The organism is Aeromonas molluscorum 848 (assembly GCF_000388115.1).
GTDB lineage: Bacteria > Pseudomonadota > Gammaproteobacteria > Enterobacterales > Aeromonadaceae > Aeromonas > Aeromonas molluscorum.
On the sequence record NZ_AQGQ01000096.1, the window covers coordinates 1 to 15,372 of the forward strand.

Annotated in this window: 12 protein-coding genes; 3 read left to right on the forward strand and 9 right to left on the reverse strand. The window is 56.9% G+C overall.

The genetic code is table 11. The annotated features are described in order from the left end of the window. Window positions 1–58: 58 nt before the first annotated feature. Complete coding sequence (locus tag G113_RS13050) at window positions 59–2,182, forward strand: carbohydrate-binding protein (protein WP_005903754.1); 2,124 nt, start codon at window positions 59–61, stop codon at window positions 2,180–2,182. A 93-nt stretch (window positions 2,183–2,275) separates the two neighbouring features. Here the strand turns inward: G113_RS13050 and G113_RS13055 are convergent, their stop codons facing one another. The 8 genes from G113_RS13055 to G113_RS13090 form a co-directional block, all read right to left on the reverse strand. Next, on the reverse strand, window positions 2,276–2,887 hold the full coding sequence (locus tag G113_RS13055) for a LysE family translocator (RefSeq protein WP_005903756.1): 612 nt from the start codon (window positions 2,885–2,887) through the stop codon (window positions 2,276–2,278). Window positions 2,888–3,107: 220 nt separating this feature from the next. Then, window positions 3,108–6,407 carry a mechanosensitive channel MscK gene (gene mscK / locus G113_RS13060; protein ID WP_005903758.1) on the reverse strand — a complete coding sequence of 1,100 codons (3,300 nt, stop codon included), beginning with the start codon at window positions 6,405–6,407 and terminating at the stop codon, window positions 3,108–3,110. A gap of 146 nt (window positions 6,408–6,553) precedes the next feature. After that, window positions 6,554–7,966: a pyruvate kinase PykF gene (gene pykF / locus G113_RS13065; protein WP_005903760.1), complete on the reverse strand. Its 1,413-nt coding sequence runs from the start codon at window positions 7,964–7,966 to the stop codon at window positions 6,554–6,556. A gap of 307 nt (window positions 7,967–8,273) precedes the next feature. Beyond that, on the reverse strand, window positions 8,274–9,479 hold the full coding sequence (locus G113_RS13070; RefSeq protein ID WP_005903763.1) for a transporter: 1,206 nt from the start codon (window positions 9,477–9,479) through the stop codon (window positions 8,274–8,276). A 74-nt stretch (window positions 9,480–9,553) separates the two neighbouring features. Continuing rightward, window positions 9,554–10,216 carry a hypothetical protein gene (locus tag G113_RS13075; RefSeq protein WP_005903765.1) on the reverse strand — a complete coding sequence of 221 codons (663 nt, stop codon included), beginning with the start codon at window positions 10,214–10,216 and terminating at the stop codon, window positions 9,554–9,556. Window positions 10,217–10,223: 7 nt separating this feature from the next. Beyond that, a complete protein-coding gene (locus G113_RS13080; RefSeq protein ID WP_005903766.1) occupies window positions 10,224–10,901 on the reverse strand; it encodes a C39 family peptidase in 678 nt (225 codons plus the stop codon). Between the two features lie 56 nt (window positions 10,902–10,957). Then, window positions 10,958–12,067 carry a hypothetical protein gene (locus G113_RS13085; RefSeq protein WP_005903767.1) on the reverse strand — a complete coding sequence of 370 codons (1,110 nt, stop codon included), beginning with the start codon at window positions 12,065–12,067 and terminating at the stop codon, window positions 10,958–10,960. A 127-nt stretch (window positions 12,068–12,194) separates the two neighbouring features. Then, complete coding sequence (locus tag G113_RS13090) at window positions 12,195–12,776, reverse strand: hypothetical protein (protein ID WP_236611772.1); 582 nt, start codon at window positions 12,774–12,776, stop codon at window positions 12,195–12,197. Window positions 12,777–13,142: 366 nt separating this feature from the next. Between G113_RS13090 and G113_RS13095 the strand changes: the two genes are divergently transcribed. Together G113_RS13095 and G113_RS13100 are read left to right on the forward strand one after the other, a co-directional pair. Continuing rightward, window positions 13,143–14,447, forward strand: coding sequence for a sigma-54 dependent transcriptional regulator (locus tag G113_RS13095; protein WP_005903769.1), 1,305 nt, complete (start codon window positions 13,143–13,145; stop codon window positions 14,445–14,447). 97 nt (window positions 14,448–14,544) lie between these two features. Further along, window positions 14,545–14,733: a hypothetical protein gene (locus G113_RS13100; RefSeq protein WP_005903770.1), complete on the forward strand. Its 189-nt coding sequence runs from the start codon at window positions 14,545–14,547 to the stop codon at window positions 14,731–14,733. Window positions 14,734–14,839: 106 nt separating this feature from the next. Here G113_RS13100 and G113_RS13105 read toward each other — a convergent pair. Then, window positions 14,840–15,372: gamma-glutamyltransferase (locus G113_RS13105; RefSeq protein ID WP_005903771.1), on the reverse strand; the 533-nt coding region annotated here is incomplete at its 5' end.

Sequence of the window (15,372 nt, forward strand, 5' to 3'; positions counted from 1 at the left end):
AAAACCACCATGAAAATAGTGTCGGCAACCGTGTTGCTGGTATTGGCTGACCCCCGCCTTGGCGGCAAAGGGCGGCACTCAGGATTTCCTGGATGCACTGCGCAACTTTGAATCCGGCATCAATCCGGCACTGGCAGATTTCTATCTGCAAAACCTCGACAACCCCGTCTACACCTATGCCCAGGTGACGGCGCCAGGTCGGTTGGTGCGGGACTGTTCGACCGGCACCATGCTCTCCGAGCCAACCACCATCAGCGGTTTCTTCAACAAGCTGGGAGTTGGCAATATCTATAACGCTTCCACCCCGAACGATGCGGCCATGTTCAGGACGATGCAGTACAACTCCTTGAATGCTTGGGGTTTCATCGGCTATCAGCTGGGTGAGGCCGTGCTGATCGATGCTGGTTACTACAGCCCGCAACAGGTAACGGTCGACGGCAAGGAGTACGACAGCTTCTACATGTTCGTGCCGGATTCCACCTGGGCGGGTTGCAAGACCGAAGCCCTGGCCGAGATCGAGGGGTCTGGCGGCAACAAGGTCTATGTGACCGATGTAAACCGCTGGCAGGGCACCTTCGTCGGCAAGAATGGTGTCAACTCCCTGGCCGATCTGCGCCTGCCCGAGAAGCAGGAGCTGGTGATGCGTGACGCCATGCATTTCAACTATCAGGTAATAAGCAAGCTGCTCAAGGACGCCAACATGACCTGGGCCCAGGCCCTGGCCAAGAGCTGGCCTGATACCGATGACAACGGTCAGCCTATCCAGGTGCAGGCCACCATGTCAGGCATCCTGGCGGCGGCGCATCTGCGTGGCGCCTGGGGGGTGGGATCCCTGCTTACCAAGGATCAGATCACCTGCGATGAGCTTGGTACTTGCATCACCAAGTACGTCTACAAGTTTGGTGATTACAACAGCCTGTTTGATACCCCGGGCGACAGCACCACCCAAGGCTCGCCTTATGATGAAGTGCTGACGGCGGGTTGGGGCAATGACACCGTCATCACCGGCGGTGGCAAGGATCAGATCCTGCTCAACGAGCAGGCAAACGGTCTTACCACTGTCAATGACTTCACCGTCGGAGACGATCTCATCGTGTTGCGTGGCTGGAGCATGGCCGAGCCCTTGGCCGATCTGGTGATTGGCGATGTGGCCGATGGCGCCGAGTTGCAGTTCGCCGGTCAGCGTGTGCTGCTCAAGGGCGTCAGCGCGGCCTCGGTACAGGCCAATCCGGCCGCGGTCATCACCAAGTCCGACATCTACACCCTGGCCTGGAACTCGGGCAAGCAGGTAGTGCAGGGCTTCGATCCTGCGGTCGACAAGATTGCAGGCAGTGCGGGCATCGGCTTCAAACATCTGAAGGCTTACGAGACGGCCACTTCCGTGGTGATGGGCCCGCAGGCGGAAGATGGCGGCATCTACTCCTCCTATGAGCTGGTGGGATTGACCCTCAACGACATCCGTCCCGAGATGTTCACCAATGTCACCGGCAGCTACGATCGCCTCGGCTACATAGTGCCGCTCAGTTCTCTGAACTGGGGCTGGAACATGACGCTGGTGGCCAATCGCTTCGATCCGGCCAAGACGGTCATCACTACCCCGAGCAATCAGCCGGTGCCCTTCTCCGGCATCAAGCTGACTCAGGAAGGGAGCGACGTGGTCATCACCCTGGTGGAGCCTTATGCCAAGGGAGATGCCAAGAAGATAGTGTTGAAGAACACGGCGGTGAACAGCATCACGGCCGCCAACTTCGCCGGCTTTAGCGGCAACTACAGCGAAGCCACCATCGACATCCCTGTCTTCTTCGACATCAGCGTGAACATAGGGGCGGGCGGTACTGTCTCCCCTGCACCGGCGAACGGTATCCTGCAAGCGAAAGGCGGTACCAACTTTACCGTCACCCTGCTGCCCAATACCGGCTACAAGGTGAAATCCCTCACCGTCGATGGCGTGGCTCAGGCCGTGGCTGGCAGCTACACCTTCAGCAGCGTCAATGGAGCTCATAGCCTGTCGGTCAGCTTCGAGCAGGGCAGCAGCTGCCCGGCAAACTGGGCAACCGGCTCCGTCTATACCACGGGTAATCAGGTGACCTACAACGGCAACATCTATGAAGCCAAGTGGTGGAGCAGCGGCAACGTGCCGAGTGCGGGAGATCCCTGGAAGCTGATTGGCGCCTGCAGCTAAGGCGCCGTCAGTCACCGTCAGGTGATGAGATCCACCCTATGAAACAGGCCCCGCTTCGGGGCCTGTTTTTTGGCTTGTTGTCGCAGGCGGGCATCATCCGAGTTGTGTCAGCAACTCGGTGACCACGGGGAGCACAGAGATGACCAGCAGGAGTGCCATCGTGTAGTTGAACCACTGGCGGGCCTTGCCATGCTGCAGCCAGCGCTTTAACAGGGAACCAAACAGCATCCAGACACCGACACTGGGGAAGGAGACGATGAAGAAGGTCAGGGCTATGGTCAGATTCTGGCTGTAAAAGCTCGCTCCCACAGTGGTGAATGCGGCAATGGCGCCGGTGGCCACCACCCAGGCCTTGGCATTGACCCACTGGAACAGGGCACCCTTGATGAAAGAGAGCGGTTGCTGCTGCTCCTTGCTGGTCGCCATCCCGGCCGAGCGGGCGATCAGCCAGGCGAGATAGAGCAGATAGAGGGTGCCTATGACTTTGATGAGCAGGTGCAGGTCGGGCCACAGGCTGAACAACTGGCCAAAGCCCAGGCCAACCAGCAACAGCATGATGGCGAAACCGACGCAGATCCCGGCCAGCAGTGGCAGGCTTCTTCTGACACCAAAATTGAGCCCCGAGGTCATCACCATGATGTTGTTGGGGCCGGGCGTGATGGAGGAGGAGATGGCAAACAGCACCACGGCGTAGAGGTAATCCATGACAGCATCCTTTGAATAGTCCTTTATTGAATCCATTAGATGGGGACCGATTTCGCAAATGCAATGGCGGTGCCCATGCTGGCATTGTCTGATTGATGAGCACGGTCTGACTGAGGATTCGCGATCAATCGGGGCGTGAGGGCACTTGCCAACATGTGGACGGCCAAAAAGAGAGGCCCTGCAGCAGGGCCTCTCTTGGTCAGCGCGTCACCAGTCAGGATCAGACCGGTTTGCCATCCTCACGGGGGAGGGCAGGGTGAGAGGCAATCTGCTGCTCATCCCCATGCAGGTTTTTGATGTAGACATCCATCTGGTTGAAGGAGATATCTATGCCATTCTCCTTGAACAGGCTGTCTATGGTGCGGTTGAGTTCGTCTATGGCGGGGTTGCGATCGCCGAGTTCACTCACGAAGAAACGCAGCTCGTGATCCAGGGTGCTGGCGCCAAAGGTGAGGAAGTAGACGATGGGCGCCGGATCCTTGAGCACCCGGCTATTGCTCTGGGCGGCTTGCATCAGCAGCTGACGAGTCAGCTCCAGATCCGAGCCGTAGGCCACACCGACCCGGGCGATGACCCGAGTGACGGTATCGGACAGGGACCAGTTGATCAGACGTTCTATCATCAGCTGCTGGTTGGGGATGATCACCTCTTTGCGATCAAAGTCGGTGAGGGTCGTTGAGCGGATCCGGATCTTGTTGACCGTGCCGGAGATGGTACCAATGGTGACGGTATCGCCGATCCGTACCGGGCGCTCGAACAGAATGATGATGCCGGAGATAAAGTTGGAGACGATCTGCTGCATACCAAAACCGATACCGACCGAAAGACCTGCGGCCAGCCACTGCAACTTCTCCCACTGCATGCCGAACATGGCCAGGGAGGTGAGGGTTCCCACCCCAATCAGCACATAGTTGAGCATGGTGGTGATGGCGTAGGCCGAGCCTTGGGCCAGCTTGAGTTTGGAGAGGACAAGCACCTCCAGCAGACCGGGCAGGTTGCGGGCCAGCGACCAGGCTGCCCCCAACAAGAAGAGACCGGTGAGGACATCGCTCAGACTGATGGGATAAAGCACGGCATTGGCGCCGGTCCCTTCACTCTTGTGCCAGAGCACCACACTATCGAGGTAGGTGAATACCGCGATGAGATCGGACCAGAGCCAGTAGAAGGCGACCCCGAAGATGCCAAGCAGCACTATGCGGGTCAAGCGCAGTGATTGCTGGCTCACCTCTTCCAGTGCCATGGGCTGCTCTTCGATGGCATCTCCCCCTTCCGCATCTTCTTGGGCTTTGTGTTCCCGCTTGGCAACGGCGCGGCGCCAGGCGAGGCGACGGGCTGCCAGCTCCAGGCCGCGCAGGGCGGTGCGATAGACCAGGCTCCACAGCAGCAAGAGATAAAACGACTCTATGAGGCGGCCAGTCAGCTTGAGCGCGGTGTAGTAGTAACCAAACAGCACCAAGCCCATCAGCACTATGGGGGTGAGCAGCAGCAGGAAGGAGAGCACCGACTGCACCATGCTGACACCGCTCTTCATCCTGGCCCGGAACAGGGGGTAGAGCATCCAGGCGGTAGCGCCCAGCAAGATCAGGGTCAGGGCCTGGCCGAGGGCGTCATTGCCCAGGGTCGAGGGTTCTACGACGGCCTTGGTTGACAGCATGATGAGTGGCATCAGGGTGAACCAGAGATAGCGGAAATGCTTGCGCTTGCTCGCCAGCTCTTCCCTGGGCAGTCGGAAATGGCTTTCGGCCACGCCACCCGGGCGCATGACTCCGAGATAAACGCTGAATACCAGATACCCCAGCGCCAGATTGAAGGTGATCTGCATGGTCAGGTTGATGCTGAGCAGACCATTGTATGAGAGCAGCAGACCTGCGGCGCAGATGAAGAGGGCGCCCGGCAGGGAGAGCAGTGTCATCAGCAGCAGCGCCTTGGGGGTGTGCAACTGGCTGTCCTGATGAAAACGCCCAAGGTCCTTGTTGATCTTCTGTAGGCGGGTCTTGATGGCCTGACGCTTCCAGAGCAGCAGCCATCCGATGACAAGCAGCGGCAAGGCCAGCAGGCTGACGGCAATCAATACGTCTAGCCAGGCTTTGGGAGTCAGGGTCCAGTCGCTGATCTGTTTGGCCACCTGGCTCGGCCAGGAGAGGAGCCACTTGCTGTCGATGGGTTTGTTGCTGCTCACCCAGAAGATGTGTTGTTGCAGGGTCAATTCGATGGAGTTATAGATCCGCTTGATCTGCTGCTGGGTCAGTTGCAGGCTGATGGCGTTGGTCAACTGTGCATCGAGTTGGCGATTGAGCTGGTCGAGCAGCGAGATACGGGTGTCGAGCAGGCGAGAGAGGTTGTCCTTGTCTTCGGCACTGACGGCCAGGCCGCTGGTCTCGATCAGTTTGTCGAGGAACTGGTTCTTCTGGAACAGCTGATCCCGCTGCTGGCTCAGCTCGAATTGGGCAAGGTGCAGGTCAGCGATCTGCTCTTCCAGGTTGCTTACTGCGCTGGTGGGGGCCGCCTCCAGTTGCTGATAGAGCTGATACAGGATGCGGGACAGCAGCAGATTCCCCTTGAGCATCTCAACCTGTTCATTGAGATTGCGTTCGGTCTGGGTGCCGCGTTCGAGCCAGCTCTTGGCCTGCAGGTTCTTCTGCATCAGGGTATTGAGATTATTGGTGGCGGAGATCAACTGCTTGCTGAGCTGGTGATTGGCCTCCTGCTCTTTCTGCACCAGGGGATTGTTCAGGCTGGCAACCAGTTCGCCGGTTTGTTCGGCCGTTTTTTCGGTGTTGCCGAGTCGCTTGCTACTGATCTCTTTTTGCAATAACTGCAGTTTCTGCTCCTCCTGCGCCAGGCGAGCATTCTGATAGTCCCGTTGCTTGACCGCGAGATCCTGCATGCTGGTTCTGTTATCCAGCTCCTTTTGCAGATAGGCAAGTTGCAGATCGATCAGTGTCTGCTCCGTGGTGAGCTTGCCCCGCTCGGCGCTGCTCACGGCATCTCCGGCATTGAGGCGGGAGCGGATCTCCTGGCTGCGTTGATACGCCTTGCTCATGGTGCTCTGGGCACGCTCTGGCAGGGTCTGCAGATTGGTTATCTGGCTAGCAATGGTGCCCAGAGATTCCTGGGCATCCTGCATGCTGGTCATCACCTCGGGCTGGCGGCTCTCGAGCTCTTCCAGGCTCATGGCACCATACTCTTGTGCGAGTTGCTCCGGGCTCTTGCTCTTGTTGAGAGCATCGATCCGGGCCGAGATCTCCTTGAGATCCGAGGGGAGCGTCTTGAGACGCTGGTTCTGTACCTTGGCCTTGGCATTCTCCTTGTCGATGCTGTCGAGCAGGGAGAGGGTATCACTCAGAAACTTCTTGTCAGCCTGTTGGCTGACGGTCAGGTTGTCCGATTTGGATAAGGCCTCGAGCTGACGTTGGACAGTTCCCTGCTGGGGCAGATCCTGAGCCAGGGCCTGGCCCACGGCGAGGCTGGAGAGCAGGCACAACAGAGTGACGACTCGTTTGAACGTGAGTGAGAGCATAGTGGTTCCGTTGGTGACCATATGACGGGGTGGATCCGATCACTGTAAATTGCGCGTGATTCTAGCATTCGCCTCGGTCATCCAGCAGAGGGGGGAGATAAAAAAAAACGGCGCCCGCAGGCGCCGTTTTATTGGTTCAGTACCGATTACAGTACGTGAACGGAGGCAGTATTGGTGGTACCGCTCGGTACCAGGGCACCGGAGACCATGACCACGATGTCACCTTTCAGACCCATGCCGCTTTCCAGCGCAGCGTCTTTACCGATGCGATAGAAATCGTCGGTGGAGGCGATGCTGTCAACCACGTGAGCAATCACACCTTTAGTCAGAACCAGCTGGGCAGCCGTTTTCTTGTTGGTGGTGATGGCCAGGATCCAGGCTTTCGGGAAGTACTTGCGAATGGCCTTGGCAGACTTGCCGCCTTCGGTCGCAACCACGATCAGCGGGGCATCCAGCTTCTGGGACGTTTCGACCGCGCCCTTGCAGACCGCTTCGGTGATGCGCAGTTTGTTGCTGTCATTGGCAGCAGACAGGTTGGACGGCATCACGGCATCGGTACGTTCGCAGATGGTGGCCATGATGGTCACGGCTTCCAGCGGGTACTTGCCCTTGGCGGATTCGCCGGACAGCATGACGGCATCGGTACCATCCAAGATGGCGTTGGCAACGTCGCCAGCTTCGGCGCGGGTCGGACGCGGATTCTTGATCATGGAGTCAAGCATCTGGGTCGCAGTGATAACGACTTTGCGCGCCTTGTTGCACTTGGTGATGATCATCTTCTGGGCGAAGATAACTTCTTCAACCGGGATCTCGACACCCATGTCACCACGAGCGACCATGATGCCGTCGGAGACTGCCAGGATCTCGTCGAAGTTGTCCAGGCCTTCCTGGTTCTCGATCTTGGAGATGATCTGGATGGCCTCGCCACCATGAGCCTTCAGGTGCTCACGGATTTCCAGCACGTCTTCTTGCTTGCGAATGAAAGAGGCAGCAACGAAATCAACACCTTGCTCACAGCCAAAGATGAGGTCGCGCTTGTCTTTCTCGGCCAGGGCCGGCAGCTTGATGGAGACACCTGGCAGGTTAACGCCCTTGTTCTCACCCAGGTCGCCGTTGTTGAGCACCTTGCAGATGACTTCACGCTCGGTGATTTCGATAACGTCCATACCGATCAGGCCATCGTCAACCAGGATACGGTTGCCAACACGCAGGTCGCTGGCAAAACCGGCATAGGTCACGGCGACCCTGTCCTGATTGCCAACTACGGTCTGATCTATGGTGAAGGTGAATGTCTGGCCAGCGACCAGAGAGACATCGTTGCCACCTTCCAGCTTCATGGTACGGATTTCTGGACCCTTGGTATCCAGCAGGATAGCGGCGTGCTTGCCGGTTTCTGCCATGACTTCACGCAAGTTGTTGATGCGGCCGCCGTGCTCGGCGTAGTCGCCGTGGGAGAAGTTCAGGCGCATGACGTTCATGCCAGCATCCAGCATCTTGGCCAGCATTTCTTTGGATTCGGTCTTGGGACCTATGGTGCAGACGATTTTGGTCTTTTTCATGTCAGTCTTCATGGTTAAGGAGTTTCCGCCGAGTAATATACACCAGTTTCTGGATACTTTTTATGATCCAGAAACAACGTTTTGAGCCAAAAATGCCTCATTTTGCGCGATAACGTTTTCGTGGCCACAAGATTTTAGGGCCTAAAATAATGGCGCTTTTGGCGTCTAGCCCCTATACGGCGGATGCGTCACGGATCTGGCTGACAGGAAACATGTAGTTAAATGACTAGCTGGCCAGACCTCTTCCCAGGCCGGTGAAAGAGCGCTTTGCCCGGCCTGGGAGGGTGCGAGAAATGCGAAGTTGATGCTAGAAACGATAAGGGAAACGTATCCCTATGTTGTAGTCAGGGGCATCAGTGGTCAGCCCTGCCGACCAGTTGACGGCCATGGAGAGTTTGTCTGTCATGGCCCAGGTTGCCCCCATGCCGAAGCTGGCCGCATTGGCGTCAGACCCCGTGACTTTCTCCATGGGGAAACCTTCGGCGCCCTGTTCGGATTCGAGGGTGATGCGTTGATTGATGTTGAATGAGAGACTGAAACGCTCGTTGAGGGCAAAGGCAACCCCCAGACCATATTCGTACCAGTCACCAATTTGTATGCTGCCGGGCTGATTGCCGGGCTGATAGGAAATGTCATCAAAGTCGCCCTTGAGGCTATGGCCGTAGTTCAGGTTGGCAAACAAGATGGCGGGATCCAGTGTCTTGACTAGCGAGAAGCCGGTAGAGAGTTGCCATAGACCGTTGCCGGTGGCGAGCTCTTTGGGGGTGATCAGGTTGCCAGACTCCGATGTATCGACTTCTATGCCATAGGGATCCTTGCCGGTCGGTGCCTTGGCACGTATGTTCCAGACCAGATCCGGCCAATCTTCATCCTCGGCCAGCACTCGGTAGTAGACCGCCATGCTCAGGTCACCCAAGCCGCCGTCTGTGACACTCTGTTCTTCGAAATCGCGGCTGGAATTCTCCTTGCCCGTGGTCTGATAGTTGGTGCTGCGCAGCATGTAGGGAACAGCCAACTCCAGCTGCCAGCGATCGTTGAGGGTATAGCGAGTAACCAGGTCGGCGACCCATTGATCTGAACGTACCCGGTCAAGATTGATCTCGCCGAGGAAGATGGCATCGAGGGCGAGGAAGCCACGCAGGGCCAAATCCTTACGGTTGTAATGCTGATAGGAGAGGCCGAAGTCCAGCACCCAGGCACGGTCGAACACATTATGCTGTTCGATCATCAGGTCTTCCGTGCTGCGCCCCGCTTCCGGGGTTCGGCGAGTCGCTTCATTCTGGGGAACGGATGCGGCTGTACCAGCAACGGCACCAGTGGCGACTGCAGTGCCTGTTGTCTTGCTGGTCTTGACGGCCTCCAGACGCGCTTGTAGTTGGTGGAGCGCCTGATTTTGCTGGATAAGTTGCTGGCGTAGCAGATCGAGTTGTTGCTGCAGTGCATCTTCTTCCGCACTGGCAGCCCAGCAGCTGAGCGGTGCCAGCGCAATCAACACCATGGCAGACTGTTTCATCGGATCCATCCTTGTTGTTTATTGTCTTTGTATCAGCGCCATCCAATGGAGCAGAATCAGCAAGGGGCTATTTATTAACGTGAGAGCCATATCCGGGTCTGATTGAGAGCCTGCAAACCATCACCTCTTACTCGATTGAGTTGCAACAAGCCCCGGCTGAAGTTGTCCCCTCGCAGACTCTGCTCCAGTTGAACGTGCCCATCGGCGGAGTTTAGTTGCAGTCCAGCATAATTGCCCGAGACTCGATAGCTGGCGGTACCCAGCGCCCCTTGGCTCTCATAGTTGCCTGCGTTCACGCTCTGGCCCGTGGTTGGAGGCGCGGTGAACGTAATGCCCGTCTGGTTGACCGAACTATTGCCGCTGCCTTGCAGCTGCACCACCTGAACCAGGCCTGAGCCATTGATATTGCTGGCGGCGGGCGCGGCTGAGACAGCTGTTTTGGCATCACTTTTAATGCGAATGTCGAGGTTGGGGTGATTCTGGATGACGCTCAGGGTCAGATTCATGGCGGCCGTCTGCTGTGCCTGGGCCGTGGTCAGGGTCGAGATAAATTCGATCCCGAAATAGCGGATCCCCTGAGGCCCGGCATAGCGACCGCGCAGATTGGCGAGTTCACTGTCGCCCAGCTCCGGGGCGAAGTGCTCCGACAGGTTGGCCAGTGGATCCGAGGCTGCCAGCGCAGGGCCGGTCAAGCCTGCAAACAAGCAGGCAAGCCAAACGGAATGTAGGTTGTTCATAACTGCCTCACATTAGCTCTCTGTGCTGAAAACCAAACTCCAGCAGGGAGGTCTCATTGATGGGCGCAAACAGGCCATCTTTCCCGCGCACTGACAGAGGGGGGGATGGATTGGCCAGTGGAGCGTCCGGATTGTATCCGGCTCCAATTACCGCCAGCAGGATCCCGTTCCAACTTTTCTTGAACTCATCAAACGAGATAATGCGATTTCCCAGGGCGGGATCGGCCAGATAGACGCGATCTTTTCGATCAATGGCGCGCAGCACGGCGAAGTGCTGATAACCGCGAATATTGAGTAGCACTATGGTCGGCACTCTCACCTGGCGCAGTTTCTCGTCACCAAGTCGATAGCCCCTGACCCGCATGCCGAGCATTTGCAGATACTGCTTCATGTCGAGCATGGAAAAACCATAACGTTGTACCAAAGCCGGATCGGCCATGGCCATCATGCCATCCATGACCCAGCGTTCATTGGTCACCTGGCCGTAGGAGTAACGTAATATGGTTGCCACGGCAGCGGCGCCGCAGCTGAAATCTGTATGTTGACGTTCGATGTTGGCAAAGCGCCGTTCCAGTATGCTCTGCACCGGCTTGTTGAAGTCACCAAGGGCTGGGAGATGATCCCCTATGGGCAGATTGGCAGCCCAAGCACCCTGACAGAGACACAAGAGTAGTAGCCAGCGCATCGTCTCCTCCTCGCATGTGTGTAAAAAGGGGGCTTGAAGCCCCCTATTCAGACAGATTACTTGGCGAAACCTGCGGCCAGCGAGAGGTTGTTCGCTTGCAGATTGTTGGTACCAGATGCCACGTTCACCCCAATGTTGCCCACGGCGCCATTGAAGGCTCCGCCATTGATGTTGGCGTGGTTGAAGGTCTCACGACTGGTGTAGGTGTTGACCACAGGAATGTAGCCAGATACCGAACCACTCAGCTTGATATCGCCCTCTTCTTTGAACTCGAACTTGCCAGGATTGTTCGGGTTCTCGTTATCGAAGTCGATATGACCGAGTTGACTTTGCGCCCCCGGATTGTGATCCCCATCAACCCACACTTCGGGATAGACATCGTTGGACTGCTTGCTGTCACCCTCATAGCTGCCGTGAGCGTTGAGTTTCAGGTAAACAGGGTTGTAGGCCACAGTTTTGGTTGCACTCAGGCTGGTGTTGGAGGTGGCGTTGTGGGAGACGTTCTGGCTGTTGGCGACAGTGGCCACGGCCATGTTGCCGGTCGAGACAGTGGCAGCCATGTTATTGGCCTGGACGTTACCCGAACCAGATACCACGTTCACCCCGATGTTGCCTGCAGCATCCTTGAAAGCGCCATCGCCGATGCCAGACCTGTTCTGATGACCCATGTTGGTGGTCAGGTTATGACTGGCGCTCTGATCGGAGAAGATCTCAGCATCAGATGATCCACCGGCAGAGCCGCTTTGACCCGGGTAACCACGACCCATGACGAACTCGGCGTCCACTGAATCGTAGGCTGCAAGGGAAGCGCTGTTGCCTTGCACGTTGGAATCCCCCGCCGCCACGTTGGCGCCGACGTTACCAGACACTCCTTTGAAGGAGTTATCGATCTGGCTCTTGTTTTCGGTTCTGTAGTTGGAGGTGCCAATCATGGAACTGGATTGCTGGTTATCCACGACAGCCATACCCAGTTTATTGACATTGATGGATCCGCCGATGTTGACCTTGCCAGCGTAATCGACATCCACTTCGACCTTGACCTTCTTGGTCAGGGTGGCGCCTGTTTCGTCTTTGTCACCGTAGCCGCCTCTTTCAGTGGCGAATGCTGTGCCCGACATGGCCATGACGACCGCTGCGGCTAATGAGCTGTAAATAAGTCCACGCATAATGAGTCTCTCCATTGAGCTTGCCATGGGGGTCTTGCCTGTGACTCCGGTATCCGCGATCCGAACCATACATTGAGTATCGGCTGCAGCGGTGAAGTGTCAGGTTTAACCTCCAGTCCCTGCGGCATCAAGGCGATGCCGTTACTGCACCTGTCAAAGGCAGGGAAACCATGTTTACCGCTTGATTCCCCTGTCCCGTGACCTGATTGACCTGAATGACACCCTTGCTTCCTGCGAGGGCGTTGCCATCCAGATAAATGCTGTTTGTCGAGTTCGCCGGTGCCTTGCCTGTAGGCAATTTAGCGACGCTGGTACTGAGATTGATGTCGGTCACAGCGCCTATACCGCTGTCATCCCCGAGGGAGAGCGCGAAGGCATTGACCTGTTGATTGGCTTCCCCGGCTCCCTGATTGATGCCGATGAGCCCCTTGTTTTGAGTCAGGGCCGAGTCGTAAATGGCAACACGCTGACTCCCATTGAGGGCGGAGACAGCCTCGGTCTGTTGACTGAACTGGATGATGGCAGGGCCTGAAATCGCGATGGCGGCAAGATTACCTTGTTGATTATTACTGCCGGACACCATATTCACCCCCACGCTTCCTCTAATATTACTCAGAGCCTGCTGGCCTAAATTGACCTGATTTTCAGCTCTGGTTGGGGCTGTGAATAGCAATAAAATATAAGCAGCCAATGCAATATGTATTTTCACTCTTTCTCTCCATGCGATAAGAGGGGCGAAAGAGATAAAGCAATGCTTGTGCCAATACTTAATGTGTTGTTTTTTATGTAGAATATAATTAACTCCTGCATCATTTAATCTCAGTAATGAGATGCGAAATTTTTTCCCTCTATTAACCTTATGTTTATTAATAGGTTTGCTTCTTCTCAGGATTGAATGTCATTTCTCATTATTGCTGTGCCATTAGTCTATATCCGGGATAGGTTATAGTTATCCCGTCTGAGTTCATCGATATGGTGCCGTTTGATATCAAAACTTTCATTTTTACCTGCAAACCGATGACAAAGTGGTCGTCGGCTAGGGTTGCAATCGGCACGGACGACAGGAGGTTTCAACATGCCGGAAGAAGCACTGCTGATTATCAATCCATGTGCTGCGTTAGAGACTCTGCTTACTCAGGGGGAGTGGCGTTTATCTCGGGCTCGTTCGTTGAGCGTGGCGGAGGAGAAGTTGCGTCATGGTGACTTTCCCCTGATTCTGGTAGCGATCGATCCGCTGCAAAATGAAGCCTTGCGTGCGCTCATTGCCCAGCATCCAAATCGGCTCTGGATAGGTTTGGTCGACAGGGAGCTATTGGCATGCGAGAAGCTGCGTAGTCTGCTGGCCGCCTGTTTCCATGACTTCCACACCTTTCCCCTTGATGCTGCACGCTTGTGCCATAGCCTGGGTCACGCCTTGGGAATGGCTCGGCTCATCGACGAGCGCCAGCGTCCCAAGCTACCAGCCAAACTGCGGCTCATTCAGGGCAATAGTGAGGCAATCATCCAGCTCAGGGAGCAGATTACGCGGCTGCAACACAGTCGTTTGCCGGTGCTGGTGACGGGACCCAGTGGGACGGGCAAGGAGCTGGTTGCCCGGGAATTGCACTACGGTACCTTCGGGGAGGAGGGGCCTTTTGTGGCCGTGAACTGTGGCGCCATGCCTCATCAATTGATCCAGTCTGAGCTGTTTGGCCATGTGAAGGGCGCGTTCACAGGGGCTCAGGCCCACAAAATAGGCAAGATTGAGGCGGCTGATGGCGGCACCCTGTTTCTCGATGAGGTCGGCGAATTGCCTTTGGAAGATCAGGTCACCCTGCTGCGCTTCTTGCAGGAGCAGTGTATCGAGATGGTCGGCAGTCATGCCTCGCGCAGCGTCGATGTCAGGGTGATTGCTGCGACCAATATCGATGTAGAACAGGCTGTTGCGCAGGGGCGTTTTCGCGAGGATCTCTATTACCGGCTCAATGTGGTGCGGCTGCGCACCCCGGCGCTGCGAGACAGGCGGAATGATGTGCAACTGCTTGCCAACGAGATCCTGGCCGAGGTGCGGGGCAGCAGGCCCCTGACCTTTTCCCATCAGGCCCGCCAGGCCATGCAGGCCTATGGCTGGCCCGGCAATGTGCGCGAGCTGCGCAACCGGGTGCAACGTGCTGCTGTCATGTGTGCGGGTCCCTGCATCGAGGCGCAGGATCTGGAGTTGTCCAACTCGGAATCCCTGTTGTTTGACGGCTCGCTCAAGGCGGTGCGCGAGGCTGCCGAGCGTCAGGCGCTGGAGCGGACCCTGGCCCGCTTTCCTGATCGCCTGGAAGAGGTTGCCCGTCAGCTTGCCATCTCTCGGGCAACGCTCTATCGCCTGCTGGATAAACACAATTTGCTGTAACACGGCCGCCATCGGGGAGGGGCATCATAATGAGGTAACCTTGGGGATGCGCTGCAACAGGCGCCCCATCAGAATAAGCGTCGCACAGGAGCCTCCCATGGCCTGGTACCTTGCTAGCCTGTTTGCCTTGTTGTTGACCCTGCCTTGGTGGCCGCTGCCCAATTGGCCCGTGGCGCCCGTCGGCAGAGGGAGTTTGCAGCCTGCGGTACTGGAGCGTATCGAGCGCCAGCATTGGCAGTTGGCCCAGACATCTGCCCCGGCCGAATTGACCGCCCGTAATCCCTGAGGACTTTGACTTCCCGATAAACAGCGAGGCCACCCAAGGGTGGCCTCGCTGATTTGGTATGGGCACGTTGTTAGCCAGAATGATGCGCGGAGGTCATGACGCTATGTCACTCCCCCTTGGCTGTTCCTTCCCGGCGCGGGTCGGCGGCGCCAAACCAGCCCTGGGCATTGCGCTCGACCCCCTGTAATCCCGAGGTTTGCTCGTTCAACACCACCTCATGACCACGGGCCCGCAACGCATCGACCACAAATTGAGGAGTGCGTCCCAGCTCCAGTTCGGTAGGGCCATTGCGGCTGCCAAAGTTGGGCAGGTTGATGGCCTGCTGCAAGTTGAGGCCCCAGTCCTGAGTGCCGAGCAGCGTCTTGCCCACATAGTTGATGATGGCCGAGCCACCCGGGGAGCCCAGGCTCATCGTCAGCCGTTTGCTCTTTTTATCAAATACCAGCAAGGGCGACATGGAAGAGCGTGGCCGCTTGCCGGGCTCGACCCGGTTTGCCACCGGCACTCCTGCGGCGTCCACCGAGGTGAAGGAGAAATCGGTCAGCTCGTTGTTGAGCAGGTAACCGTTCACCATCAATCTTGAGCCAAAGCCATCCTCGATGGAGCTGGTCATGGAGACGGCCATGCCCTGGCTATCGA